Annotated in this window: 18 protein-coding genes and 1 pseudogene; 8 read left to right on the forward strand and 11 right to left on the reverse strand. The window is 71.7% G+C overall.

Features of this window, described 5'->3' with window-relative positions; translation table 11 throughout:
- Positions 1 to 277 precede the first annotated feature (277 nt).
- Entirely contained in the window at positions 278 to 2,248 is a 1,971-nt protein-coding gene (locus ACFYT4_RS08345) for a 2-oxoacid:acceptor oxidoreductase subunit alpha (RefSeq protein ID WP_389266531.1), read from the forward strand.
- Positions 2,241 to 3,302, forward strand: a complete 1,062-nt coding sequence (locus ACFYT4_RS08350; protein ID WP_389266533.1) for a 2-oxoacid:ferredoxin oxidoreductase subunit beta — start codon at positions 2,241 to 2,243, stop codon at positions 3,300 to 3,302. The genes ACFYT4_RS08345 and ACFYT4_RS08350 overlap by 8 nt, the downstream gene beginning before the upstream one ends.
- Before the next feature lie 182 nt (positions 3,303 to 3,484).
- On the opposite strand, the gene ACFYT4_RS08355 is transcribed toward ACFYT4_RS08350, so the two are convergent.
- From ACFYT4_RS08355 to ACFYT4_RS08365, 3 genes are all read right to left on the reverse strand, one after another.
- Positions 3,485 to 5,878, reverse strand: a complete 2,394-nt coding sequence (locus tag ACFYT4_RS08355) for an ABC transporter substrate-binding protein (protein ID WP_389266535.1) — start codon at positions 5,876 to 5,878, stop codon at positions 3,485 to 3,487.
- A gap of 224 nt (positions 5,879 to 6,102) precedes the next feature.
- Positions 6,103 to 8,418 (reverse strand): bifunctional serine/threonine-protein kinase/ABC transporter substrate-binding protein, encoded by a 2,316-nt coding sequence (locus ACFYT4_RS08360; RefSeq protein WP_389266784.1) that lies wholly within the window; start codon positions 8,416 to 8,418, stop codon positions 6,103 to 6,105.
- 809 nt (positions 8,419 to 9,227) lie between these two features.
- Positions 9,228 to 10,058, reverse strand: a complete 831-nt coding sequence (locus ACFYT4_RS08365; protein WP_389266537.1) for a hypothetical protein — start codon at positions 10,056 to 10,058, stop codon at positions 9,228 to 9,230.
- 290 nt (positions 10,059 to 10,348) lie between these two features.
- Between ACFYT4_RS08365 and rarD the strand changes: the two genes are divergently transcribed.
- Both rarD and ACFYT4_RS08375 read left to right on the forward strand, forming a co-directional pair.
- Positions 10,349 to 11,491 carry an EamA family transporter RarD gene (gene rarD, locus ACFYT4_RS08370; protein WP_389266786.1) on the forward strand — a complete coding sequence of 381 codons (1,143 nt, stop codon included), beginning with the start codon at positions 10,349 to 10,351 and terminating at the stop codon, positions 11,489 to 11,491.
- A gap of 439 nt (positions 11,492 to 11,930) precedes the next feature.
- Complete coding sequence (locus ACFYT4_RS08375; protein ID WP_389266539.1) at positions 11,931 to 12,800, forward strand: hypothetical protein; 870 nt, start codon at positions 11,931 to 11,933, stop codon at positions 12,798 to 12,800.
- 173 nt (positions 12,801 to 12,973) lie between these two features.
- Here the strand turns inward: ACFYT4_RS08375 and ACFYT4_RS08380 are convergent, their stop codons facing one another.
- Together ACFYT4_RS08380 and ACFYT4_RS08385 are read right to left on the reverse strand one after the other, a co-directional pair.
- Positions 12,974 to 13,630 carry a response regulator transcription factor gene (locus ACFYT4_RS08380; protein ID WP_389266541.1) on the reverse strand — a complete coding sequence of 219 codons (657 nt, stop codon included), beginning with the start codon at positions 13,628 to 13,630 and terminating at the stop codon, positions 12,974 to 12,976.
- Entirely contained in the window at positions 13,618 to 15,657 is a 2,040-nt protein-coding gene (locus ACFYT4_RS08385; protein ID WP_389266543.1) for an ATP-binding protein, read from the reverse strand. Before ACFYT4_RS08385 ends, ACFYT4_RS08380 begins: the two co-directional genes overlap by 13 nt.
- A 366-nt stretch (positions 15,658 to 16,023) precedes the next feature.
- Here ACFYT4_RS08385 and ACFYT4_RS08390 point away from each other — a divergent pair, with 366 nt between their 5' ends.
- Complete coding sequence (locus ACFYT4_RS08390) at positions 16,024 to 17,148, forward strand: DUF6777 domain-containing protein (RefSeq protein ID WP_389266545.1); 1,125 nt, start codon at positions 16,024 to 16,026, stop codon at positions 17,146 to 17,148.
- A gap of 161 nt (positions 17,149 to 17,309) precedes the next feature.
- On the opposite strand, the gene ACFYT4_RS08395 is transcribed toward ACFYT4_RS08390, so the two are convergent.
- Positions 17,310 to 18,755 carry an MFS transporter gene (locus tag ACFYT4_RS08395; RefSeq protein WP_389266547.1) on the reverse strand — a complete coding sequence of 482 codons (1,446 nt, stop codon included), beginning with the start codon at positions 18,753 to 18,755 and terminating at the stop codon, positions 17,310 to 17,312.
- A 120-nt stretch (positions 18,756 to 18,875) separates the two neighbouring features.
- On the opposite strand from ACFYT4_RS08395, the gene ACFYT4_RS08400 reads away from it, so the two are divergent.
- Positions 18,876 to 19,322 carry a winged helix-turn-helix transcriptional regulator gene (locus ACFYT4_RS08400; RefSeq protein ID WP_389266550.1) on the forward strand — a complete coding sequence of 149 codons (447 nt, stop codon included), beginning with the start codon at positions 18,876 to 18,878 and terminating at the stop codon, positions 19,320 to 19,322.
- A 298-nt stretch (positions 19,323 to 19,620) separates the two neighbouring features.
- Here ACFYT4_RS08400 and ACFYT4_RS08405 read toward each other — a convergent pair whose 3' ends face one another.
- The 4 genes from ACFYT4_RS08405 to ACFYT4_RS08420 form a co-directional block, all read right to left on the reverse strand.
- Entirely contained in the window at positions 19,621 to 19,824 is a 204-nt protein-coding gene (locus tag ACFYT4_RS08405) for a hypothetical protein (RefSeq protein ID WP_389266552.1), read from the reverse strand.
- Positions 19,821 to 20,192: a hypothetical protein gene (locus tag ACFYT4_RS08410; protein WP_389266554.1), complete on the reverse strand. Its 372-nt coding sequence runs from the start codon at positions 20,190 to 20,192 to the stop codon at positions 19,821 to 19,823. The genes ACFYT4_RS08405 and ACFYT4_RS08410 overlap by 4 nt, the downstream gene beginning before the upstream one ends.
- 81 nt (positions 20,193 to 20,273) lie before the next feature.
- Complete coding sequence (locus ACFYT4_RS08415; RefSeq protein ID WP_389266556.1) at positions 20,274 to 20,501, reverse strand: hypothetical protein; 228 nt, start codon at positions 20,499 to 20,501, stop codon at positions 20,274 to 20,276.
- Positions 20,502 to 20,508: 7 nt separating this feature from the next.
- Positions 20,509 to 20,943 carry a hypothetical protein gene (locus tag ACFYT4_RS08420; RefSeq protein ID WP_389266558.1) on the reverse strand — a complete coding sequence of 145 codons (435 nt, stop codon included), beginning with the start codon at positions 20,941 to 20,943 and terminating at the stop codon, positions 20,509 to 20,511.
- A 141-nt stretch (positions 20,944 to 21,084) separates the two neighbouring features.
- Here ACFYT4_RS08420 and ACFYT4_RS08425 point away from each other — a divergent pair, with 141 nt between their 5' ends.
- A complete protein-coding gene (locus ACFYT4_RS08425; RefSeq protein ID WP_389266560.1) occupies positions 21,085 to 22,425 on the forward strand; it encodes a tol-pal system YbgF family protein in 1,341 nt (446 codons plus the stop codon).
- A gap of 332 nt (positions 22,426 to 22,757) precedes the next feature.
- Here ACFYT4_RS08425 and ACFYT4_RS08430 read toward each other — a convergent pair.
- Positions 22,758 to 23,090, reverse strand: a pseudogene (locus ACFYT4_RS08430) (recombinase family protein); the annotation flags it as partial.
- 999 nt (positions 23,091 to 24,089) lie between these two features.
- On the opposite strand from ACFYT4_RS08430, the gene ACFYT4_RS08435 reads away from it, so the two are divergent.
- Positions 24,090 to 25,412, forward strand: coding sequence for a M28 family metallopeptidase (locus ACFYT4_RS08435; RefSeq protein ID WP_389266562.1), 1,323 nt, complete (start codon positions 24,090 to 24,092; stop codon positions 25,410 to 25,412).
- The last annotated feature ends 226 nt before the right edge of the window (positions 25,413 to 25,638 follow it).

The raw sequence follows: 25,638 nt of genomic DNA on the forward strand, positions 1-25,638 counted from the left end.
GAGCTGCGGTTCCGGCGGAACCACTCCCCCGGGCACGGGAGATTCCGGGGGCGACCGGGACCAGGGTCCTACAACCAAAGTACGAGCAGGGAGCGCCTTACCAAGAAGACCCCGGGGGGCGGGCAAACTATGACACACCAGGACATAAGGCCGTCTCAAATTGACGTCCAGCATATGAGCGGTCCGGGGAAGGTCACCCTTACCCACGTAGGGTGGCACATGGAACGGCCAGTGGGACGGCCGGCCCGAGCAGCCGCCTCAAGGGAGGTCCAGTTCAGTGACCAGCCAGGTCAGTAGCCCATCCGAGCACGCCGACGAGGCTGACGGGGCCGGCGACGCCCAAGAGGCGCTTACCGGCGGACGGCGCGAGAGCGCCGTCGGCTCAGGGCCCGCGCCGAAGGAAGTCCGCCGCCTCGACCGGGTCATCATCCGTTTCGCGGGCGACTCCGGTGACGGCATGCAGCTCACAGGGGACCGGTTCACCTCGGAGACGGCGTCGTTCGGGAACGACCTCTCCACTCTGCCGAACTTCCCCGCCGAGATCCGCGCGCCCGCGGGCACCCTGCCCGGCGTCTCCAGCTTCCAGCTGCACTTCGCCGACCACGACATCCTCACCCCCGGCGATGCGCCGAACGTGCTGGTCGCCATGAATCCCGCCGCGCTCAAGGCGAATATCGCCGATGTGCCGCGCGGCGGCGTGATCATCGTCAACACGGACGAGTTCGCCAAGCGCGCGATGGCCAAGGTCGGCTACGACGTCTCCCCGCTGGAGGACGGCTCGCTGGAGGCCTACCAGGTCCACCCCGTGCCGCTGACGACGCTGACCATCGAGGCGCTGAAGGACTTCGGGCTCTCCCGCAAGGAGGCCGAGCGCTCGAAGAACATGTTCGCGCTGGGGCTGCTGAGCTGGATGTACCACCGGCCGACCGAGGGGACCGAGTCGTTCCTTCGGTCCAAGTTCGCCAAGAAGCCGCAGATCGCCGAGGCGAACATCGCGGCCTTCCGCGCCGGGTGGAACTTCGGCGAGACGACCGAGGACTTCGCCGTCTCCTACGAGGTCGCGCCCGCCAGCAAGGCCTTCCCCACCGGGACCTACCGGAACATCTCCGGCAATCTGGCCCTCTCCTACGGTCTGATCGCCGCGGGCCGGCTGTCCGATCTGCCGCTGTACCTGGGCTCGTACCCCATCACCCCGGCCTCCGACATCCTGCACGAGCTGTCCAAGCACAAGAACTTCGGTGTGCGGACGTTCCAGGCCGAGGACGAGATCGCCGGAATCGGGGCGGCGCTGGGCGCGGCCTTCGGCGGCGCGCTCGCCATCACCACCACCTCCGGCCCGGGTGTGGCGCTCAAGTCGGAGACCATCGGGCTCGCGGTCTCGCTGGAGCTGCCGCTGCTCATCGTGGACATCCAGCGCGGCGGCCCCTCCACCGGCCTGCCGACCAAGACCGAGCAGGCGGACCTGCTCCAGGCTATGTACGGGCGCAACGGTGAGGCGCCCGTGCCCGTGGTCGCGCCCCGTACCCCGGCCGACTGCTTCGACGCGGCCATCGACGCGGCCCGGATCGCGCTCACCTACCGGACACCGGTGTTCCTGCTCTCGGACGGTTATCTCGCCAATGGCTCCGAGCCGTGGCGGGTGCCCGATGTGAACCGGCTTCCGGACCTGCGGGTTCAGTTCGCGACCGGCCCGAACCATGAGCTGGCCGACGGCACCGAGGTGTTCTGGCCCTACAAGCGCGACCCGCAGACGCTGGCGCGCCCCTGGGCCGTGCCCGGCACCCCCGGCCTGGAACACCGCATCGGCGGCATCGAGAAGCAGGACGGCACCGGCAACATCTCGTACGACCCCGCCAACCACGACTTCATGGTCCGCACCCGTCAGGCCAAGATCGACGGTATCGAGGTCCCGGACGTCGAGGTCGACGACCCGGACGGCGCCTCCACCCTGGTGCTGGGCTGGGGATCGACCTATGGGCCGATCACCGCCGCCGTGCGCAGGCTGCGGGCCTCGGGACAGCCCATCGCCCAGGCCCATCTGCGCCACCTCAACCCGTTCCCGGCGAATCTCGGGGATGTGCTGGGGCGCTACGGCAAGGTCGTGGTCCCGGAGATGAACCTCGGCCAGCTCGCCACCCTGATCAGGGCGAAGTATCTGGTCGACGCGCACAGCTACAACCAGGTCAACGGCATGCCGTTCAAGGCCGAGCAGCTCGCCACGGCTCTCCAGGAGGCCATCAATGTCTGAGACCGTTCCGGGTCTGCTGTCGCTGGTGCCCAAGGCCGAGGCCAAGCAGTCGATGAAGGACTTCAAGTCCGACCAGGAGGTGCGCTGGTGCCCCGGCTGCGGTGACTACGCGATCCTCGCCGCCGTGCAGGGCTTCATGCCCGAGCTGGGTCTGGCGAAGGAGAACATCGTCTTCGTCTCCGGCATCGGCTGCTCGTCCCGCTTCCCGTACTACATGAACACCTACGGGATGCACTCCATCCACGGCCGCGCCCCCGCCATCGCGACCGGGCTCGCCTCCTCCCGACGGGACCTGAGCGTCTGGGTCGTCACCGGTGACGGGGACGCGCTCTCCATCGGGGGCAACCATCTGATCCACGCCCTCCGGCGGAACGTCAATCTGAAGATCCTGCTCTTCAACAACCGGATCTACGGCCTGACCAAGGGCCAGTACAGCCCGACCTCCGAAGTCGGAAAGATCACCAAGTCGACGCCGATGGGCTCGCTGGACGCGCCCTTCAACCCGGTGTCGCTCGCGATCGGCGCGGAGGCGTCGTTCGTGGCCCGTACGGTCGACTCGGACCGCAAGCACCTCACCTCGGTGCTCCGCGCCGCCGCCGACCACCAGGGCACGGCGCTGGTGGAGATCTACCAGAACTGCAACATCTTCAACGACGGCGCGTTCGAGGTGCTGAAGGACAAGCAGCAGGCCGAAGAGGCGGTCATCCGGCTGGAGCACGGGCAGCCGATCCGGTTCGGCGCCGACGGCTCGAAGGGTGTCGTACGGAACCCGGCGACCGGTGATCTGGAGGTCGTCGCCGTGACCCCGGAGAACGAGTCGCGCATCCTCGTCCACGACGCGCACAGCGCCTCGCCGACCACGGCCTTCGCGCTCTCCCGGCTGGCCGACGCGGACACCCTGCACCACACGCCCATCGGGGTGCTGCGCAGTGTGGAGCGTCCCGTGTACGACACACAGATGGCCGAGCAGCTGGACGCGGCCATCGAGCAGAACGGCAAGGGCGACCTGGCCACGCTGCTCAAGGGCAACGACACCTGGACCGTTGTCGGCTGACGGCCGGTGATGCGGGCGCCCTCCGGGTTCGGAGGGCGCCCGCATCTCGGCGGATCCCGCCCGGACCCGCCGGGCCGGACAGGGCCCTGACGCGGTGCGGCTGCCGGGCCGTCCGGCCCCGGGGGTGTGGAGGTCAGCGGCCCGGGGCCGCTGACTTCGGGTGCCGGCGCCCGGGACAGCCGTTAGGCCGTGGACTTCACCGTCTCGTACTGGCCGAGGAATCGGGGGCGTCCGCCCTCCACGCGGTAGAGGAACAACCCCACGTCCTGGAGGAACTCCGCGGTGTTGGCCTGGAAGGCGATGGTCTTCGCGACCCCCTGGTAGGTCATCCCGCGCAGCCGTCGCACCAGCGCGCCCCGGGTGATCCCGTCGGCGCCCAGACCCTGTATCCCGTGGGCGGTGAACAGGACGGTGTCGTAGGCCTCCACCGCGTGCCGCTCGGCGCGATCCGTCCTCCACCGCCGGCGGTAGGCGGTCAGGAACTCCCTGGCCTTCGCGCCGGGCATCCGGGCCGGATCGACGTATCCCGCGCCGAAGACCCAGCCGTCCGCCGCGCTCCCGGCCTCGGCGAGGAACCTCGGGCCCATGGCGGGTTCGGCGGCACCCCGGAATCCCTGGTACCGGCTGTCGCGCAGGGCACGGGCGGTCAGGGCGGCCCGGGCCGGGGAGTTGCCCGCGTACACCACACCGTCCGGCCGCACCGCCAGCGCGGCGCGCACCGCGGAGGCGAAGTCGTCGCTGTCCGCCGCGACCGGGTGGGTGGTGACCTCGCCCAGTTCGGGCGGCGCCCCCTTCAGCAGTTTGACCACGCTCCACGAGTACTCGCCGCCCGCCATGTCGTCCACCACCGCGACCCGCTCCGTCCCGCCGATCATGAAGTAGCGGCTGACGGGAAGGACGAGCTGGCTCTCGTTGGACCGCAGTTCGAAGTACGAGCGGCGGTGGGACAACTCGAACAGGCGGGAGCCGACCGAGACGGTCAGCACGGGCAGCACACCCGCGTCATAGGTCTTCATCACGGCGCGGGAGATGGCGCGGGTGGTCGGTCCCATGACCGCGAGGACGGAGGGGTCGGCCGTGAGGGTCCCGGCCAGCGTCATCGCCTTCTCGGGGTCGCCGCGGTCGTCGAAGACCTTGAGGACCAGGTCGAAGGAACGGTCGGGACGGGCGTTGAAGGTCTCGGCCGCGAGGCGCGCCCCGCGTTCCTGGGCCCTGCCGTCCGCCTTGTTCGGGCCGCTCAAGTCGGTCGCGACCGCCATGACACGGCGGGGGCGGGGGCCGGTGGAGCGTGAGGTGGCGTCGGAGCCGGGGAAGTTGTCGCCGAAGAAGCGGTTCCCCAGCCAGGCGGCGACCCCGCCGGCAGCGGCCACCGCGCCCGCCCCGCCCAGGGCCAGAAACCGGCGGCGGGACGCCGGGGCCGTCCGTGGGTTCTCCGGGGTCACGACCACGGTCGGGTCGGGCACGGGCAGAGCGAGGACGCGGGAGGAGCGTTCCGCGATCAGCGCGGGGAGCCCGTCCGGAAGCCAGTCGCCCGCGGGCTCGCGCCGTCGCGGTTCGCGCGGTCCGGGCCGGCCGGACCGCGCGAACCCTGACCGGCCGGGTCCGGGTTCGCCGGTGCCGGGTCTGCCGGTGCCGGGTCTGCCGGTGCCGGGTCTGCCGGTGCCGGGTTCGCCGGGTTCCGGCCGAGCGGGTTCCGGCCGAGCAGGTTGCGGCCGAGCAGGTTGCGGCTCGCCGGGGCCACGCCCGCCGGGGCCGATGTCGTCGCGCTGCGGTTCGGCGAGCGCGGCCCGTATCGCGTACGGTAACGGCCGGTCCGCCGGGGACTTGGCGAGGCAGGACCGTATCGGTCCCAGCAGACCGGGGGGTACGCCGTCGAGGTCGGGCTCCTCGTGGACCGTACGGTAGATGACCGCGGCCGCCGTTCCCGTACCGAAGGGCCTGCGTCCGGTTACCGCGTAGGCGAGGACACAGCCGAGGGAGAAGACGTCGCCGGCCGGGCCGACCTCACCGGATCCGGCCACCCGCGCCTGTTCCGGGGCGAGGAAGCCGGGTGACCCGATCACGGCGTCGCCGGCGGTGAGGGCGGTGGCTCCCGCCGCGCGGGCGATACCGAAGTCGATCAGGCGGGGACCGTCGAGAGCGAGCAGGACGTTGCCGGGTTTGACGTCCCGGTGGACCAGGCCCTCCGCGTGCGCACCGGCCAGTGCCTCCGCCAGACGTGAACCCAGGGCGCGGACCGTGCGCTCCGGCAGCGGCCCGTGGGCCGCGACGGCCTCCGACAGCGAGGGCCCCGGCACATACTCCGTGGCCAGCCACGGTTCGCGCGCCGCCGCGTCCGCGCCCACCACCCGTACCACCCAGGGGCCGCCGATCCGCCGGGCGATCTGCGTCTCGCGCCGGAACCGCGCCCGGAACCGGGGGTCGGCGGCGTGCTCCGCCCGGATCACCTTGAGCGCGGCGAGGGCACCGCGCTCGGACCGGGCGAGATAGACCACGCCCATGCCGCCCGCGCCGAGCCGCGCGACGAGGCGGTATCCGCCGACGGAGGAGGGGTCGCCGGGCCTCAGCGGCTGCACGGTTCAGCCGATCGCGGTTCCTGTCCGCCCCGGAGTCCCCGCCCGTACCTCCGGGGCACGGGCTCGCCGCGCCGGAGTTCCCGCCCTCCCCGCCGGGGCACCCCCTCGCCGCGCTCGTGCCACGGCGTCCGCGGGGCGCGCGCCGCCCAGGGGCCGCCGGGCACCGGACGGCGCCACATCCGCCGGGCGCCGGACCGTCCTGTGCGCCGAAGGGCGCCGGCCGGTCATGGCTTCCTCCGTCCGGGGTCGTCGACGGGCGCCGAGCCGAGGTAGCGATACCGGCCGCGGTCCACGGTGTAGAGATAGGTGCCCATCCCCCTGAGGTCGCCGTCCTCCTGCTCGAAGCGGTAGGAACCCATCGCTCCCGTGTACTCCGCCTTGCGCAGGGCGGCGGCGAGTTCACCGCGCCGGGGCCGCCGGGCGCCCTTCGAACCCTTGACGAACGAACGGATCAGCAGGTTCGCGCAATCGAAGGACTCCCCCGCGTAGAACCCGGGGGCCCTGCCGTACCGCTTGCGGTAGGCGGCCGTGAAACCCCGGGCAGCGGGTACGGCCACCGGGTCGACGACGGGAGCCCCGATGACCCAGCCCTCGGCCGCGTCCCCCGCGAGCCTCAGGAACTCCGAGCCCAGCACCTGCTGGCTCCCGAACCTCGGCCCGGTGAAGCCGGCGTCCGCAAGCGCGCGGGCCGCCTTGGCCGCACTGCGGGCGGGGCCGCAGTGGACGTACGAGTCGATGCCCGCCCGGACCATCTCCTCGATGACGGGCCCGTACGCGTCGACGCCCGCCGGGACCACCCGCGGATGCGGCCGGATGCGGTACTGCTTCCGCAGAATGGTGTTGATCAGCGCGATGTACTGCCAGGCGTAGTTGTCGTCGTCACGGTCCTGGAGCAGCCCGGGGCGTACGGACCCGGCCTTGCCGTGGATGTAGTACGCCAGTTGCATCCCCGCGACCGGGTGCTGGGGGCAGGCGCGCAGAAAGACGCTGTTCTCGCCGTTGGTCAGGGTGTTCAGTCCGGCGGAGGTCGTCATCAGCGGCAACCGCGCCTCGTCGTACGCGGGGATGACGGCCTCGGTCGTATAGTCGCCGGTCGAGCCGAGGACGGCGAAGACGTCGCGCCGAGCCGTCATCCGGCGGGCGGCGGCGGGTGCCCCGGCCTTGTCCCCCGCGTCGTCCTCGGTCTTCAGCGCGAGGTCGAACGGCCTGGCCTTCCGGGCGTTGAACAGGTCGACCGCGAGCCGTGCCCCGCGTTCCTGCTCGATCCCGATCTCCTTCTGCGGACCGGTCAGGTCGGCCTGTACGCCGATCGTCCAGCGCCGGCGCTCCGGTGCGGCGACGGGCCCGCTGCCCCGGCCGCGGTCGCGCAGTCCGGCCCACAGCGCGGAGCCGCCGCCCGCGACGAGGACCGCGCCACCCGACGCGGCCAGGAGGAACGTCCGCCTGCGGGCCGGCTTCCGCTGCTCCCCGCTCTCCGCCCGGGTCGGCTCGATGTCGGGCAGCGCGAGGATGCGCGCCGCACGCTCGGCGATGATCCGTACGACCCCGGGAGGCAGCCAGTCGGTACCGGCGGCCGGAGGTTCCCCGGCCGGGTCGTTCGCGGCACGGGGATGCCCGTGCGCGGTGATCCCGTCGCCCCCGTGGCTCTGCTCGCCCCCGCGGTTCTGCTCGCTGCCGTCGCTCTTGTACGCGGGATGTGCGGGCCCGTGCGCCCGGTTCTCGTACGCCGGGTTCTCGTACGCCGGGGGGCGGGCAAGGCGGTCCGCGAGCTCGGCGGCCGTCGGGCGGCGGCGGGGGTCCTTCTCCAGGCAGGCGTTGAGCAGGCGCGCCAGCCCCTCCTCGATGCCGTCGAGATCGGGGTCGTCATGGACGGTCCGGTACAGCAGTGCGTCCATCGCGCCCCGGCCGAAGGGCAGCCGTCCGGTCAGGGTGTACGCCAGCAGACAGCCGAGCGCGAAGATGTCGCTCGCCGGGCCGATCTCGTCGCCGCGCGCCTCGGCCTGCTCGGGGGCGAGGAAGCCGGGCGTGCCCACGACGACATCGGTGGAGGTGATCGGGGTCTCGCCCGCCGTACGCGCGATGCCGAAGTCGATCAGGCGCGGGCCGTCGAGGGCGAGCAGGACGTTGCCGGGTTTGACGTCCCGGTGGATCAGCCCGGCCTCGTGCACGGCGGCGAGCGCCTTCGCGATCGCCGCGCCGAGCACGCGGACGCTGCGGGCGGGCAGCGGACCCTCGGCCGCGACCGCCTCCGCGAGGGACGGGCCGGGTACGAAGGCCGTGGCCAGCCACGGTTCGGGCGCGTCCGGGTCGGCGCCGGTGACCGGGACCGCCCAGGGGCTGGAGACCCTGCGGGCCGCGTCCACCTCGCGGCGGAAGCGGGCGCGGAAGTCGGGCCGGTCGGCGAGTTCGCCCAGCGTCACCTTGACGGCCGCCAGTTCTCCGGTGTCCGTACGCCCGAGATAGACCACGCCCATGCCGCCCGCGCCGAGCCGCGCGAGGAGGCGGTATCCGCCGATGGACGAGGGGTCGCCCGGCAGCAGTCGTTCCGGTTCCCCGGCGGGCCGGGGCGGGGTGGTGGCGCGGGCCCCCGGGCCCTGGGGGCGGTGCGGTGCGGCGGGATGGGCCGAGACGGCCGCCCCGCGGACACCGGGCACACCCGGGGGCCGGTCCCCCGTCCGTCCCGCCGCCTGTTCTGCCCGCGCCGGAGGAGCAACCGACGCACCGGGGCCGGGCACGGGGTCCGAGTCGGACGGGTCAGCCGGAGCGGTCGGAGCCGCTGGGCCGGAAGCATCGGCGGTCCCGGGCGCGACCGGGGCGGGCCCGGCCGCCCGGCCCGGACCGTCAGCGAGCCCCGCCGGACCCACCCGGTCCGCCGCGTCCACCCGATCCACCGGACCCACCCGGTCCGTCAGATTCACCTGATCCACCGGACCCACCCGGTCCGCCAGGTCCACCCGATCCACCGGACCCACCCGATCCACCGGACCCACCCGATCCGCCAGACCCACCCGATCCGCCTCGTCCGGCCGGTCCACCTTGTCCACCCGGTCCGCCGCGTCCACCTCGTCCGGCCTGCTCACGCCGCTCACGCCGTTCACCGCCGGATGATCAGCCGGGGCGGGGCCGGGGTCGGGCGCATCGGCCGCGCCACCGGACAGAACGGCGGACCCGGCCGGGTCAGGCGCGGGTTCCGGTCCAGAGCCGGAGCCAGCGGGAACGGCAGGTCCGACAGGATCGGGCGCGGGGCCGCCGACGGGAGCCGCCGTCCCGCCGCGCGTATCGGCGCTGTCCGGCGAACCGGTCTCCCGGGACTCCCCGTGCTCCCCGGAGTCCTGACGTGGTCCGGCACTCAATCCGTCTCCAGGTGCGTCTCGATACGGCCGAGCATCGCCGTCAGGGCCTCCACCCTGGCGTCGTTGATCTCGTCGGGGGTGTGTCCCTCGGCGCCCTTGGTGACGGCGGCGACGGTCACCTGGCCGAGCCGCGACTGGTACCAGTCGTAGATGTAGTCCGCGCCGAACGCGTCGTTGTGGTACTTGCCGCTCTCGGCGACCGCGTCGTGCGCGGTGAAGTTGCCCTTGCCGTACGCGGTGCCGAGGGAGAGCAGTCCGCTGATGCGCTCGCCGCCGCGCAGCTGCTGGTCCGGGCAGCGCAGGGCCTCCTCCAGGGTCTGGGCCATCTCCCAGTCCGCGGCCCGGTCGTCGCGGTGCACGGTGACGGTGGCGGCGACCCGGACCGGGCCCTTTCCGCCGAGCGCGGGAAGCTCGCTGTAGGCGGTGACGGAGTACAGCACTCCGGGCGGCCGGGTGCCGCCCTGCCAGACGCAGTCCTCGCCGAGCACGGGCCAGTGTCCGGGCCCGCTCAGATAGGGCGTCCGCTTCACATAGCCCGGGCCCCACAGCTCGGGCCCGGCCACCACCGCCTCGGCCAGCTTCCGGGCGTCGGCCTCGGTTCGGGGTAAGCGGGCGGGGTCGGGGGTGAAGGCGAGCCCGCCGGGGCTCGCGCTCGGAGCCGGGCTCCCCGCGGGCCCCGTCCCCGGTCCGCCGGGGCTCACGGTCCCGCCCCTGGGCGCGGACGGGGACGGCTTGCCGTCCCCTTCCGGATCCGCGGAGCAGCCGGTCCACAGCAGCGCCCCCGCCAGTGCGCCGCCCCCGGCGCGCACCACTCTTCCGTATGCCATCAAGCCCCCGCTCGGCACGTTCTCCCCATGGTGTGCCGCTGAATCGTACGACCCGCAGCCGCCAACCGTCCGCTGCTCCAGGGGGATTGGGCGCCGGGACTCCCCGGGAGTCCCGCGGCCCGTGCGCTCCGGGCCGCGCGCGGAAGGCGGGCAGCCCGGATCCGGCCCGCCGGAAAGGTCATGACCGTATACCGGTACGGGCATGACAGTCGATGCCTGCGACGCGTACCTTCGACGAGGTGGCCGACGCGGTCACCGGACGAGGTCACACGCGCAGGACGGGAGGTCCGGTGAAGTCGGACGGCGAACAGCGGGCAGGGTTGCTGTACGGGATCGGCGCCTACGGAATGTGGGGCCTGGTCCCGCTCTTCTGGCCGCTCCTCAAACCGGCGGGCGCGACCGAGATCCTGGCGCACCGGATGGCCTGGTCCCTGGTCGTCGTGGGTCTGGCACTGCTGGTGCTGAGGCGCTGGAGCTGGATACGGGAGCTGATCCGCGACCCCCGGCGGCTCGGGCTCATCGCCGTCGCCGCGGTGGTCATCACCGTGAACTGGGGCGTCTACATCTGGGCGGTCAACTCCGGCCATGTCGTCGAGGCGTCCCTCGGCTACTTCATCAACCCTCTCGTCACCATCGCCATCGGCGTCCTGCTCCTGAAGGAGCGGCTGCGCCCGGCCCAGTGGGTGGCCGTCGGCACGGGTGCCCTCGCGGTGCTGGTGCTGGCCGTCGGTTACGGGCAGCCGCCGTGGATCTCCTTGATCCTGGCCTTCTCCTTCGCCGCGTACGGGCTCGCCAAGAAGAAGATCAACATCGGCGGGCTGGAGTCCCTCGCGGCGGAGACCGCGATCCTGTTCCTCCCCGCGCTGGCCTTCCTGCTGTGGCTGGGGTTCCGGGGGGAGGCGAGCTTCGGCACGGAGGGCGCGGGCCACGCGCTGCTGCTCGCGGCGACCGGACTGGTGACCGCGGCTCCGCTGGTCTGCTTCGGCGCGGCGGCGATCCGGGTGCCGCTGTCGACGCTCGGGCTGCTCCAGTATCTGGCGCCGGTGTTCCAGTTCCTGCTGGGGATTCTGTACTTCCACGAGGCGATGCCCGCCGAGAGGTGGGCCGGGTTCGCGCTGGTCTGGCTGGCGCTGACGGTCCTGACCTGGGACGCGCTGCGGACGGCCCGGCGTACGCGGGCACAGGCGGAGGCGCTGCGGACGGCGGAGTCGGCCGCGGGGACGGGTCCCGTGACGCCTTCCGGTACCGGCCCTGCGGTGGCTGCCGACCCGGGTCCGGCGACGGCCGGGGTGAGCACCGGGATGCCTCCGGAGGCGCCCGGCACCGATCCCGCCCCCGTACCCGCTCCTGTCCCCGTCCAGAGCGCGGTCCCCACGCAGGACGTACGCCCCGGGCGGGGCACCGCCCCCGCTCCCGCCGAGCCCTCGGTCTGACGCCGTACGGTCCATCGCGCCGGAAACCCCGTATCGTCCGCGCATCCGCACCTCACCCGCTGCTGTGGCGGATGCTCATACACACCCGTGAACGCGGCGGGCGCCCGGGCCCGTGTCCCCGTGCGACGGCCGGGGACGGGGTCGGCGGCCCGTACGGGGCACCGGGCCGAACCACACGCACCGCTCCGGCATCCCGCTCGACGACGTCCGGGCGTACCCCGACGCCGGCCGCCCCTCGGGACCGCGACCCGGCACCTGCCGGGGTCGGCGCCCACGTCCGCCGCCCACCGCCGCCCCCGGCGGCACACCGCAGCGGAGCAATCCGCCACTCGACCGGGCCAGAGCGGCTCCGGGCCGGGGGCCCGTCCGCGGACACGGTGTTACGACCGAAAGTCCGGGCCCCGGACCTCGGGGCCGCAGCGGACGGAGTGCGCCCGTCATGTCCCAGCCCCTGCCTGTGCCGCTGGCCCTTTCCGTCGACTTCGGCCAGGGCATGTCGGACGCGTGGTCCGCGGTGGCGGGCTTCGTCCCGAAGTTCATCGCCTTTCTGGCCATCCTGCTCATCGGCTGGTTCGTCGCGAGACTGGTGGCCAAGGTCGTCGACCGGCTGCTGCGCCGCGTCGGCTCCGAGAAGCTCGCCGAGCGCAGCGGCGTCGCGCAGGCCCTCCGCGACACGCGGTACGACGCCACCGGCATCCTCACCAGAATCGTCTCCTACGGTCTGCTGCTGGTCGTCCTGCAACTGGCCTTCGGGGTCTTCGGTCCCAACCCCGTCAGCGTCATGATCAACGCGGTGGTCGCCTGGCTGCCGAAGGCGATCGTCGCGCTGGTGATCGTCGCGGTGGCCCTGGCCATCGCCCGCGCGGTCCAGGACATCGTCCAGGGCGCGCTCGGCGGCACCTCGTACGGCAGGGTCCCGGCCACGGTGGCCTGGGCGTTCATCGTGGCACTCGGTGTGATCGCGGCACTCGGCCAGGCGGGCATCGCGACCGCGGTCACCGGCCCGCTCCTCGTGGCCACGCTCGCGACGGTCGCCGGGATCCTGATCGTCGGCGTCGGCGGCGGGCTCATCGGTCCGATGCGCCGGCGCTGGGAGCGGTGGCTCACGAGGATGGAGGAGGAGTCGGCGGGCGCGCGGGACGGCATCGGCGCCTACCGGCGCGGACCGGGTGGCGCGGCGGGGCAGCCCGCGCCGGGTACCCGTACGACTCCCGGCCGCCGGGAGAGCACGCGCGCGGAGGACACACCCCGTCCCGCGCCCCCTCCCCCGGCCCGCCCCGACGACGAGGGCCCGTTCGACCCCATGTAGCCCCCGGGCCCGGACCGGATACGGGCACCCGGGGCGGATGCGGGCACTCCCAACCGGATGGGGCGCCTCCGACCGGGCACGCCCCGCACCCGTCGTACCGCACCCGCACCCCACACCCGTCACCCTGCACACTGCACCCCGCGCACCGCACGCGCCGTGACGCCCCCGCGCCGTCACCGTGCGGCCCCGCCTCCGCCGCGCGCGGTGAGATAGGCGAGGACCGCCAGGACCCGGCGGTTGTGCTCCTCGCTCGTCGTCAGCCCCAGCTTGGCCATGATCGAGGCGATATGCGTCTCCACGGTCCGCTCGGTCAGCCACAGCCGCCGTGCGATCGCCCGATTGGTGTGCCCCTCGGCCATCCGCGCCAGCACCTCCAGCTCGCGCGGGGTGAGTGAGCCGAGCGGATCGCGGTGGACGCCGATCATCCGGGACACCACCTCGGAGTCGAGCGCGGAACCGCCCGCGGCGACGCGGAGCAGCGCCTCCAGGAAGGCGTCCACATCGAGGACGCGGTCCTTGAGGAGGTACCCGAACCGGCCCCGGGCGACCAGTTCCACCGCGTTGCGCGTCTCGATGTGCTGGGAGAGCAGCACGATGCCCAGCTCGGGAAAGTCGTCCCGGATCCGCCGGGCGGCCCGGGCGCCGTCGTCGGTCCGGTCCGGTGGCATCCGGATGTCGATGACGGCCAGGTCGGGGCGGCTCTCGCCGACGGCCGCGATCAGACTGGGCGCGTCGGGCGCGCGGGCCACGATCTCGTGCCCCGCGTCCGCGAGCAGCCGCGCCAGACCCTCCCGGAACAGCGCGTCGTCCTCTCCGATCACGATGCGCACGGCAGTACCGCCTCCACGGTCGTGCCGCCGCCGGGCGTGCTGCTGATGTGCAGCCGCCCGCCGAGTGCGGCAACCCGGTCCTTGAGTCCCGCCAGCCCCGATCCCGTACGGGGTTCGGCGCCGCCCGGCCCGTCGTCCCGGACGGTGACGTGCAGCGCGCCTTCCTCGTCCTCCCCGACGACGATTCCGATCAGGCCCGCCGCCGCGTGCTTGACGGCGTTGGTGACGGCCTCGCTGGCGACGAAGTAGGCCGTGGTGGCGATGTCGTCGGGGATCACGCGCCCGTCGAGCCGCCAGTCGAGGCGTACCGGGGCCCGTCCCGCCAGTGACTCCAGGGCGGGGCCGAGGCCGTCGTCGAGGGAGCTGGGCCGCAGACCGTGGGCGAGCTCCCGCAGTTCGGCGACCGCCGCGCCCAGTTCGGCGACCGCCTGGTCGAGAAGGCCGTCGACGTCGACCGTGCCGTCGTCGAGATGGCGCTGGGCGAGCCGGAGCGCCATGCCGAGGCTGACCAGCCGTGACTGGGCGCCGTCGTGGAGATCCCGTTCGAGGCGGCGGCGCTCGCGGTAGCCGGCCCGCAGCAGCCGGCCGCGGCTGGCCTCGACATCGCCGAGCGCCTGACGGAGTTCGAGCCGCAGCCGTACGGTCTCGACGAGCAGCGCGCTCGCGGCGGCGACCTCACGCGGGCAGGGCCCCTCGATGACGCCGATGGGGCGTCCGGCCAGGCGCACTTCGGTGGTCCAGGCCGTGGTCCCGACTGTGGTCCCGGCCGTGGTCCCCGTGGCGGTCACCGCACCGGCCCCCGGCGCGGTCACGTCCGGCGGCCCCGGCACCGACCTTCCGGCCGTGTCCCGGAACCGGGTGCCGCCCGGCAGCAGATATCCCACCCTCAGCGCCGGTTCGCGCAGGGCCTCCCGCAGGACCCCCTCCAGCCGCTCGGGCCGTGACCGCCCTTCGTGCACCTCGCGTTCCAGTGCGGCGACGGCGGCCAGGGCCCGTTCCCGTACGGGGTAGAAGCGCCGGTCGGCCCAGCGCCGTACACGATTCTTCGCCGGTACGAGGACCGCCGCGACCAGCGCCGTCACGGCGGCGGCGCTCACCGCGCTGTCCTTGCCCAGGGCGAGCCCGCCGGCGAAGGACGCGGCGGAGTAGACGGCGAGCAGCCCGGCGGTCACCAGGCCCCAGGTGACGACGGCACTGGTGGCACGGTCCACGTCGTACAGATCGTGGCGCAGGATCGCGAGCGCGGTCAGCGCGGGCACCCCGAGGAAAAGCGGCACCAGACCGAACCAGATGAGCGTCCCGACCTCGCCGAAGAGCAGAACGTCGGCCCAGCACAGCAGCAGTGTGCCCGGCAGGGCGAGCGCGCCGAGCGAGAACCACTTCAGCTGCGCCCGTTCGACCCGGTCCCCCGCGCGGTAGCGGCGGCCCATCACGATCACGGAGCAGAGGAGCAGCGCCATGAACAGCGCGAGGAGCGGACCGATCACCCAGCCGATCACGGAGGGGGGCAGGGTGGGCAGCGGATGCCCGTAACCGTCGAACGGCGGGTCGTACGGGCTCGGGTCCAGCGCCGCCGCCACGACGAAGGCGAGCATGTCGGCCGGGACCGCGTACCGGACCGCCCGCGCGAACCGCCCCGGCGGCAGCCGTCCGCCCGGGAAGTACAGCATCAGCAGCAGGACCGGGACGTACAGGAACACCCATATGCCGTCGGTCAGTTGATGTACGGCCTCGACCCCCGGCAGCGGGTGGGAGAGGCTCACCCGGCTGTACGTGTCGGACAGCGTCAGCAGCGGGGGCGCGAGGCCGACCAGGGTGAGCAGGAAGCCGACCGCGTTGGCGGGCCGCCGGCGCGAGACGAAGAGCCCGAGGCAGGTGGAGAACGCGCCGACGGCTCCGGCCGACACGACGAGCACCACATCGCCGGCCGTGACGTCGTCGGCGAGCGGTGTCAGGGCGCAGCCCGCGGCGATCGCGACCGCGGTCAGCAGCGCGGTGAAAAGGGCGAGGCGGCGTGGCCAGGGCATGCGGCACACGGTAGGGGCGGAGGGAGACGTTCGGTATCCGTGCGGGCACGGAGAGTGGGTTCCGTACCCGCCTCGATGCGGCCGCGGGCGCGCTCCGGGACTCTCGGGTGAACGGAAGGACCACCAGCGGGAGTTCGGGGGCACGTGATGAGAGGCCGGCGTTTACGTATACGAGGACGTGATCCGGGCCGGGTTGAAGGCCATGGTACGGGCCGGGTTGAAGGTCCCGGTACGGGCCGGGGAGTTCGTACGCCGGGCCTGGGAGTTCGTACTCCGAGTCGGGGCGTTCGTATTCCGGACCGAGGCGGGCACCGCCGGGTCCGGGAGGGTCAGGACCGGCTGAGGGTCCCTCGGCGCAGGGCCGCCGTGCTCGTCGCGATCCTGGCCGGGCTCGGTCTGATGGCCACCGGCTGCGCGGCCCCCAAGGTCGCCGTCAAGGCGGTGACGCGGGGTGTGCCGACCGCCGCGCCCTTCTTCGACGCGGCGCTCGGCCTGGGCACGGACGCTCTGACGAGCAAGGCCCCCGCGCTGGACGGCGGGGTGAAGAAGGGCGACCGGCCCGGCCTGTACGGCGGAACGCGGAAGCGGAAGAGCTGCGCGAAGGACAGGCTGGTGGCGTTCCTCAAGGACCGCGCCAACCGTGAGAAGGCACGGCAGTGGGCGGACGTCCTGGGCATCGACACCGCCGGTATCGAGGCCTTCGTCAAGAAGTTGACGCCCGTTGTGCTGCGCAACGACACCCTGGTGGAGAACCACGACTACAAGAAGGGCCGGGCGGTCGCCTTCGACGCGCTGCTGGAGGCCGGTATCGCGGTCCTGGTGGACACCCACGGCCGGCCGGTCGTGCAGTGCAGCTGCGGGAACCCCCTGGGCTCGTTCGGCCATGACGTGGACCGGGCGGATGTGCGGTTCGAGGGGACGGCAGGCAAGTGGAAGGCGTACGACCCCGGGAAGGTCGTCAAGGTCGAGCCGACGGCGGAGGAGGAACCCGTCGCCGCCTATGTCCTGGTGGAGGTACGGAAGAAGGACGCGCGGCTGGAGCGTCCGGCCGGGACGGAGGGCGCGAAGGACAAGCCCCTGCCGGGCGTCCCCTCCGAGGACTCGGAGGACTCTGAGCACTCGGAAGGCACAGGCGGGCCGTCCGGCGGAGAGACCACCCCCGGGACCGTCGAGGTTCCCGATGTACGGGACACACCGCTCGACGAGGCGATCCGCCTTCTGGAGGACCGGGGTTTCACGGTCCAGCTGACGGGGGCGCCCGACGGCAGGGTCGCCGAACAGTCCCCCGGGCCCGGTGAGCGGGCTCCCGAGGAGTCCGCGGTGACACTCGTCGTGACCGATCCGGACTCGACGTCCTCCACGGGGCCGGTCGATCCCCCAGGCACCCCGGACCCGGATGTCTCGACGGGTGGCCCGGAGGATCCCCCTCCCGCGGACCCGCCGGTGACGGACCCCCTGGTGGCGGATCCACCGATGGCGGACCGCCGGTGAGGGACCCGCTGATGGCGGATCCGCCGGTGACGGCTCTGTCACCGGCGGATCCCCCGCCCGCCAAGTCCGCCCGTGAGGGCGGGACGAGGGTTCAGCCGTTCCCACGGAAGACCGGGCCCGCCGGGTCCCGCCCATGAGGGCCGGACCCGGCGGGCCGGCCGTCAGACCTCGCTGCCCACGGAGGCGAGCGGCTCCTCCGGCAGCGGGGTGCTGACCACGTTCCGGGGCTTGCGCACCCCCGTCAGCGTGATCACCGCTCCCACCACGACCATCACCAGCGGCACCACCAGCGCCGCCCGGAGCGCGTCCATCCGGGAGGCGCCGTCCAGCAGGCCGTACACCGCCGTGACCGCCGAGACGCCGATCGCCGAGCCGAACTGGGTCGACGTGGTCAGCAGTCCGCCCGCCAGCCCCTGCTCCTCGGGTGGGACGCCGTCCGTCGCGGCGATCGTCAGGGGCCCGTACGTGAGGGCGAAGGCGAGGCCGGCCAGGGTGAACGCGGGCAGCATGGCGAAGTAGCTCCAGTCGGGGCCGACCGGCAGGATCAGGGCGTACGACGCGATCGCCAGCAGGAACCCGCCGAGGATCACCCGGGCGTTGCCGAAACGGTTCACCAGGATCGGGGTGACCGTGGGGGCCAGGATCACGTCCACGCCCACGATCAGGAGGGCGAGGGAGGTCTCCAGGGACGACCAGCCCCTCGTTTCCTGGAGGTAGAGGGTCATCATGAACTGGAACCCCATGAACGCCCCCAGCAGCAAGAGCGCCCCCAGATCGGCCCGTACGAGGGCGGAGCGCCGCAGAATGCCCAGGCGGACCAGGGGCGCGGAGGAACGGCGTTCGATGAAGAGGAACAGCGCGACCAGGAGCAGCCCGCCGCCGACCGCCGCGAGCGTGGTCGTCCAGCCGTCGAAGCCGTGCTCCAGGCGGAGGATGCCGTACGTCAGCAGCAGCATCGAGCCCGCCGCCGCGGCGGCGCCCGCCAGATCGAAGCCGCCCTTGCGCACGGGAACCGACTCGGCCGGGAGCAGCTTGACGGCGGCCAGCAGGATCGCGCCCGCGAGGAAGACGGGGGCGAAGAAGACCCAGCGCCAGCCGAGTTGGGTGAGCAGTCCGCCGATGACGAGGCCCAGCGAGAATCCGCCCGCCGAAACGCCCGCGAAGACCAGGAGCGCCCGGTTGCGCTGCGGGCCCTGCTCGTACGAGGTGGTGATGATCGACAGCGAGGCCGGGGTCATGAACGCCGACGCCACACCGGTGACGAAGCGCGCGAGGATCAGCATCCACCCGGCCGTGGCGAAGCCGCCGAGGCCCGAGAACGCGAGAAAGACCGTGAGCCAGATCAGGAACATCCGGCGGCGGCCGAGGAGGTCGGCCGCGCGCCCGCCGAGCAGCGTGAAGCCCGCGTAGCCGAGGACGTATGCGCTGATCACCCAGGCCGCGGTGCCCGTGGAGAGCCCGAGATCGGCCCTGATCGACGGTACGGCCACGGCGAGCATGGCGACGTCGATACCCTCCAGGAAGGTCGCGCCGCACAGGACGAGCAGCAGGGCCCAGGCTCGTCCGGACATGGCCGGGTGCGATGACGGCGGCACGACAGCTGGCATGGATGACTCCGACGGTCTCGAAGGAAAAGGGAACGGGTCGGCCGGGGAACGAGGCGGTTACTCATCGGATGGCCGGTTCCCTCTTGTAACCAACACGATCCTGCGGCAGGATGACGTCATGTGGAAGAAGGCACTTTGAAGTCACCGGGTTACCGCGGGGGTACCGGCTTCGACGACAACGGCGATCCGGACCCGTTCCAGTGGGACGCCCGTGAGGACTGCGAGGTCCGCCAGATCCTGGACAGGGTCGCGGACAAGTGGTCCCTGCTGGTCATCGCCCTGCTGGACAGCCGTGTGCTGCGCTTCACCGAGCTGCGCCGCGAGATCGACGGGATCAGCCAGCGGATGCTGACGGTCACCCTGCGGCAGCTGGAGCGGGACGGGCTCGTGCTGCGGACGGTCCATCCGGTCGTACCGCCGCGCGTCGAGTACGAGCTGACCGCGCTCGGCCGCACGCTGCACACGACGATCCGCTCACTGGTCACCTGGACCGAGCAGCACCAGAACGAGATCGCGGCAGCCCGCGCCTCCTACGACGCCCGCGAGAGCACGGCGGGATCCTCGTAGACGCATCACCCTTGGGGCGCCGAGGGCCTGGGACTCGGGTGCCGGGCGGAGCGCCCGCGCCCATGGCTGCGGACTCCGGGCACTCCCGGGGTCCCTACGGGTGCCGAACTCCGGGTGGCCGCATGCCGGGCTCAGGGCTCCGTACGCGGGTACAGGCCCCGGGCGCGCGCCCCGCACTCAGGCTTGGCGCCCACGCCCGGCGCTCAGCGCCCCGCGTGAGCCGATCAGTCGAGGCGCCAACGACAGAGCCCCGCACGGCACTTGGCCGCACGGGGCGTTTTGCTGTCTGAGCGGAGCGCTACGGGCGGCGCAACACATCCTCGGGCGTCGGGCCCGCCCCGTACTCCACGGCGTGATCAGGGCACGCGTAGAGGGTCGTCCCGGGGCCGCTGGCGCTCTCGATGTAGCGCACGGGGATCGGTGCGCGGGTCACTTCATGGCAGCCGACGCAGAGCGCGACATGTCCCGCGAGGACTTCCGGGAACAGCTCATCGGCGGTCATGCCGACACCCCCGAAGCGGCGAACGCGGATGCGGGGAACGGAGCCCCGGGGTACGTGTAGAGGTAGTCCACCCCTTGGGTAGCGAGTACGGCAGCGCGCCGGCGCTCCCGGATCACGTGCATCTCCAGCGTCCGCTCGGCCTCGCACTCGGCTTCCCGTGCCATCAGCCACGGCCCTACGCGGCGGTGCCACGGGGACGGAACCGAGCGGGCGAGAACGTGAACGGGAATCGGTGTGGTCGGGCCGCAGATGACGCGGGGCGGGGTCGTCGGCTCGGGGGCGCACACGGGGACGGCTCGGCGTCTTCCTCGGGCGGGAAGGAGTATCCGCAGCACCCACAGCAGTGCACGGGCGATAGAGTCACGCATGGTCGTTTCAGCTCCTGGTTAGCTGTTTCGGCAAGCCCCGGGCGGACCGGTCCTACGCGGTCCCTCGGGGCGCTTTGGGTTTCAGTTGGCTGTGAGCAGCGCGGGCGGAATCGCGTTCGTCTCCAGCACGGTCACGCCCCGCAATTTGCGGTACAGCCGTTGGGCGAGCATCCCGGGATACCGGGGCCTGTTGAAGCTGGAATAGGCGTCTTGCTCGGACGGAATCCAACGCTTCAGATCGTCGCTGACGCGGTAGAACGTCCCGGATACGCCGCTGATCACGGGCTTACGGACCAGCAGCACCCGCACGCTCTCTTCATCCCGCAGAAACGAGCAGCGACGCAGCGACACGGGCAGGCAGGTACCGCACACGGGGGGCGTGTCCGTGGTGATCCGGTCGAGCGGTTTCGGTCCCTGCCGCGTGGTGCTCGTCGGGGTCTTCGATCCAGAACCGGAATTCGGTGGGGCAGTCGGGCACAGGCACAGTGCCCACCTGCGTCCACGGCTTGACCCACGCTGAGCGCTCCGGGTCCGGGTCGAGCCGGTCCGCGATGCGCTCGGCCTCGCTCTGCAACCACCGCAGCGCGAGTTTCGGCGAGATCGTTGGGAAGGTGCCGAGGACGTACGGGACTGTCTCGCGCGTCCCGTACACCTCTCCTTCCGCGAGAACGTCGCACCAGTAGGCCCGAGTCGGTATCCCCGCACTGGTCCGCTCGGGGTTCCCCGTGGCCGTTCGTGCATGCTTCTCCATGTCCGGACCCTCCTTGCGGTGTCATCCCTTGCGGTGGCCGTGCTCGCACTAGGCAACCGTCCGACCACGCACAGCGGTACCGTTGGGAAGAGGGCAGGAGTTAAGAGCGTTAAGCAGTCAGAGCACGGGAGTTGGGGACCAGTGACGACACGACAGCCGAACGCTGGACTTGAGCGGCTGTACCGCGAGAGCGGGTGGACGTTGCGGCAGTTCGCCCAAGAGGTCAACCGCATCGGAACCGAGCGCGGAACCCCTCTCAAGTACCAACAGCCGTCAATTCACCAGTGGTTGAGCGGCCACCTGCCGAAGGAAGCTGTTCGGCCGCTGATTTTGGAAGCACTCGCCCGGAGACTGCTCCGTCCCATCACGCACGCCGAGGCGGGATTCCCGGCACCCCCGAAAGAGCCCACCAGCCACCCGACTACCGTTGAAGGGCTGGTAGACCTCGGGAGGCAAGGCATGGACCCCTCACGCCGTAGCGTCCTGAGTGCGGGACTGTTCTCCGTGGCCCTTACCGTCCCCGGATGGCCGGATGTTGTGGGGCGCATGGAAGCGGTTCAGGCTGGAAAGACCCAACGCATAGGGATGGCCGATGTAAACATGGTCATCGCCATGACAGAGCGCGTGTCTGACTTGGACGACCAATTCGGCGGTCGGCACGCTCGCCCAATGGCAGCGGCATTCCTCGTGAATACAGTCGCCCCCTACCTTCGAGCCGACGCAACAGAGGAAGTCCGCAAGGCGATGATGTCGGCGGCTTCCGATCTCTGCTACCTCACCGGATACATGGCTGTAGACGAGGGGGTCCACGGCCTAGCGCAACAGTATTACCTGAAAGCGCTAGAGCTAGCAGGTGCTTCGGAAGACCACCTCACGTATTGCACGACCCTACGGGGAATGAGCGTTCAGGCCGTTGATCTACGCCACGGAAAGACTGCGATGCGTCTTGCTGACGCTGCCGCGTCTGCATCTCCGCAGGCTGGTCCTCGAATGCGCGCCTTTTTGGCGGGGCAGCAAGCGCACGCCTCAGCGCAGCTTGGCGAGCGCACAAGGGCGCTAATGTATCTGCGGGAGGCCGAAGTAGCGATGGAAAAGGCCGAATCCCAAACTAAGACGTTCGGCTCTTACAATCCGTCTTCCCTGACCTATCACGCAGGGCAGGTTCGCTACGAACTAGGTGATATTCGGGGATCAGTCAAAGACCTGGAGGAATCCGATAAGCTACGGCATAGTTCGTTCAAGAGGAATCGGATTCGCTATCTCTCCATGCTTGCCGAACGTCAACTAGAGATCGGCCACCTCGAAAGCGCATGTTCCACATGGACCAAAGTCGTGGACATTTACCCCGACGTTCAATCGGGTCAGTGCGATAAGGCCATGTCAACGATGCAGGCTCGAATTCGGCCCTATCTCAAGAACCAGGCTGCCCGGAGTCTCTACGAGCGCGCACGCCTCGTTACCCCGCCATCGGTTGCGGTCTAAGCATAAAACAAGAAAGCCCCCGCACCCATCATTCAATACCGAATGATGCGCACGGGGGCGGGTGTTGCCCCGCGCGGGTCACGCGGGTCGGGGACCTCAGCCAGCAGGGCAGGCAATCCTTCGGGCACCAGGCCCACACCGGTGGCAGAAGTCCCGGCGCGGGCCACGACCGGCGGGGCCGAAGACATGGGAGATGATGGAGTGACGAGCACGGCAACCTTGCAGATCTTGAAGCGTAGAGAACTCCATGATCCACAGTCGCCGTGCTCGCTCTACGTCAGGCCCCTCACCAGGTCAAACCCGGACGGGCCCGGAACACTCCGGGGCCCTGCCCCGCCGATGCCCTCGGCAAAGACCAACATCTTTCGGTGCTGCTTTGCCCACTTGGCAAGGTCGTGCATGTCGCTCATGGACCGGATGGCGCGGTCAAAGCGCCACCAGACAAGCACGTCGTACAGCTAGGGTCGGGCGAGCCACTGCCCGAGGGCGGGACGGTCGAACGGGGCAATCTTGCTCGCCAACACGTCGAGGTCTACGGCCTCGCGGAGCGCGTCACCGGCCCCAAAGTCGATGTTGAGTTCTGCCGCAACCTTGTCGTCGGCCTCGCGCTGCCGCTCGGGGCTGGTGGTCTCGTCGGTCAGGACGGACAGGCGCACGCACCGCACACCCCGGAGGGTCCGCGTTTCGTAGACCGTGCCCGCGAGGGGGGTTCCGGGGGGTGGTCTCTTGCATGGACCCTGTAGGGACCGACAGATTCCCGTTACCGGGCTTGACCAGGACCGATGCCACCATGCCGACACTCCAGAACCTCTAGTTCTGAGTGTTGGGAGACCCCGAGGGCAACGAGTTCTGCGTGGAGTGACCCGCACCCCACGCCGCCGCGCCCCCACCCTCCGGCCCGCCCCCGCCTCCTGCACGCCCCGCCCGGCGAACCCGCAGGGCCGGGGCACCCCGGTCCCCCCACTCGTACCGAACGGCGCACCCGCCCGGCACACACGGCCGCGTCGCGCGATCCCGGGTGCGCAGACGCCGCCTCATGTGACCCCGGGCGCGGGGAGCCCTCGGACCTGATCACGCGCGGGTCCACAGTCCGGCACCCCGGAAGCCGTCGAGCCGGTGACCGAGTCAGAAGCGACAGCATCGGCAAGGGGGCGCTTCTCGCCGTCTCGCCCATCGCGGCGGCCGTGGATACGGGCCCGACCGGCCGCGCCACGCTCAGACCACGGACTGGGGACGGGCTGCGCGGACCCGGGACGGCCGTGGCACCGCCCCCCGCTCCGCGGGACCGACGCCCCGTCCCGCCATCGGACCCTCCATCCGATAAACGAACACTACTGACCGGATTCCGCCCTTGACGGTGCGTCGAACTACCGCTGAACTCGTGGGGCACAGCGCACCCCGTGCCACCCGCGTCACCTAGTGCCCACCCGGCGCTCGCCGGTTTCCGTGCGCTCGCACGCCGTACCGCCGTTCGCCCCAGCACCGCAGCCGTACCGCCCTTCCCCCGCATCGCCGTTCCCGCGCAGGCTTCCCCGCACCGCCTTGTGCCGCACCGCCGTCCCCGTAGCACCGCGTCCCACCGTTCGCCGCACCCCGGAATCCGCCGCTCCGCGGTGTGGTGCACGTTCCGTCCTGTCCCCGTACGGAATTCCCGGAGCCCCCACATGAGACTCGCCCCTTCCAGACGCTCGCTCGCCGCCGCCTCCATAGCCCTGGCCGGGCTGCTCGCCACCGCCGTCCCCGCGGCGGGCGCCGCGGCAGCACCGGCCGAAGGCAGCACCACAGCCGCCGCGCCCGACATACCGCTCGCGTCGGTGAAGGCGCATCTCACCCAGTTCCAGTCGATCGCCGCCGCCAACGGCGGCAACCGCGCCCATGGCCGTACCGGGTACAAGGCGTCCATCGACTATGTGAAGGCCAAGCTGGACGCTGCCGGGTACACCACCGCCGTCCAGCAGTTCACCACCGGTGGAGCCGTCGGCTACAACCTCGTCGCCGACTGGCCCGGCGGCGACGAGGGCCAGGTCCTCATGGCGGGCGCGCATCTCGACTCCGTCACCTCGGGCGCCGGCATCAACGACAACGGCTCGGGCTCGGCGGCCGTGCTCGAAACCGCGCTCGCCGTCTCCCGCGCGGGGCTCCGGCCCACCAGACATCTGCGGTTCGCCTGGTGGGGTGCGGAAGAACTGGGACTCGTCGGGTCGAAGTACTACGTCAACAACCTCCCCGCCGCCGACCGTGCCAAGGTCTCGGCCTACCTCAACTTCGACATGATCGGATCGCCGAACCCCGGTTATTTCGTCTACGACGACGATGTGGCGCTGGAGAAGGTCTTCAAGGACTACTTCACGGGCATCGGCGTCTCCACGGAGATCGAGACCGAGGGGGACGGCCGCTCGGACCACGCCTCCTTCAAGAATGCCGGGATACGGGTCGGCGGACTGTTCACCGGAGCGGGCCGTGCCAAAACGGCGGCGCAGGCCCAGAAGTGGGGCGGCACGGCCGGCCAGTCCTTCGACCGCTGTTACCACTCCGCCTGCGACAACACGGCGAACATCAACGACACGGCCCTCGACCGCAACAGCGATGCGGTCGCCCACGCCGTGTGGACCCTCGGCACCGCGGTCACGGTCCCGCCCGGTGAGGCGTACGAGAACGCGGGCGATGTGACCGTCCCCGACAACGGACCGGCCGTGACCTCCTCGGTCGAGGTCGCGGGCCGCACCGGGAACGCCCCCGCCGCTCTCGCCGTCGGCGTGGACATCAAGCACACCTGGCGCGGCGACCTGGTCGTGGATCTGGTGGCCCCGGACGGGACCGCGTACCGGCTGAAGAACTCCAGCGCCAACGACTCGGCCGACCACGTCGTCACCACCTACACCGTGAACGCCTCCGGCGAGCCCGCGAACGGCGTGTGGAAGCTGCGTGTCCAGGACGTGGCCGCCCAGGACACGGGGTACATCGACAGCTGGAAACTCACCTTCTGAGTGCTCCGAGGGCCCGGGGCTCCGGGGAACGCCGGGAGTTCCGACGGCTCCTGGAGTCCGGACGGCCCCGGTGCCCCGAGGTTTCCGGGAGTCCAGGGCCCCCCGAGGGCCGTTCCGAGGGCTTCCGGACAGGACCGCAGGACCGCCACCCCCCGCAGGCTGCATGCGTGTGCACCCACCGCACACGCATGCAGCCGTGTACGGGTCCGGTCCCGGCACCCCGGTC

This window comes from Streptomyces sp. NPDC004609 (assembly GCF_042873655.1).
GTDB lineage: Bacteria > Actinomycetota > Actinomycetes > Streptomycetales > Streptomycetaceae > Streptomyces.

What these genes read in the sequence shown, in the direction of transcription:
- ACFYT4_RS08350 (WP_389266533.1), top strand. Translation starts at nt 2,241, where the DNA reads ATGTCTGAGACCGTTCCGGGTCTGCTGTCGCTGGTGCCCAAGGCCGAG.
- ACFYT4_RS08365 (WP_389266537.1), bottom strand. Translation starts at nt 10,058, where the DNA reads ATGGCATACGGAAGAGTGGTGCGCGCCGGGGGCGGCGCACTGGCGGGG.
- ACFYT4_RS08375 (WP_389266539.1), top strand. Translation starts at nt 11,931, where the DNA reads ATGTCCCAGCCCCTGCCTGTGCCGCTGGCCCTTTCCGTCGACTTCGGC.
- ACFYT4_RS08385 (WP_389266543.1), bottom strand. Translation starts at nt 15,657, where the DNA reads ATGCCCTGGCCACGCCGCCTCGCCCTTTTCACCGCGCTGCTGACCGCG.
- ACFYT4_RS08395 (WP_389266547.1), bottom strand. Translation starts at nt 18,755, where the DNA reads ATGCCAGCTGTCGTGCCGCCGTCATCGCACCCGGCCATGTCCGGACGA.
- ACFYT4_RS08405 (WP_389266552.1), bottom strand. Translation starts at nt 19,824, where the DNA reads ATGACCGCCGATGAGCTGTTCCCGGAAGTCCTCGCGGGACATGTCGCG.
- ACFYT4_RS08410 (WP_389266554.1), bottom strand. Translation starts at nt 20,192, where the DNA reads ATGCGTGACTCTATCGCCCGTGCACTGCTGTGGGTGCTGCGGATACTC.
- ACFYT4_RS08420 (WP_389266558.1), bottom strand. Translation starts at nt 20,943, where the DNA reads ATGGAGAAGCATGCACGAACGGCCACGGGGAACCCCGAGCGGACCAGT.
- ACFYT4_RS08435 (WP_389266562.1), top strand. Translation starts at nt 24,090, where the DNA reads ATGAGACTCGCCCCTTCCAGACGCTCGCTCGCCGCCGCCTCCATAGCC.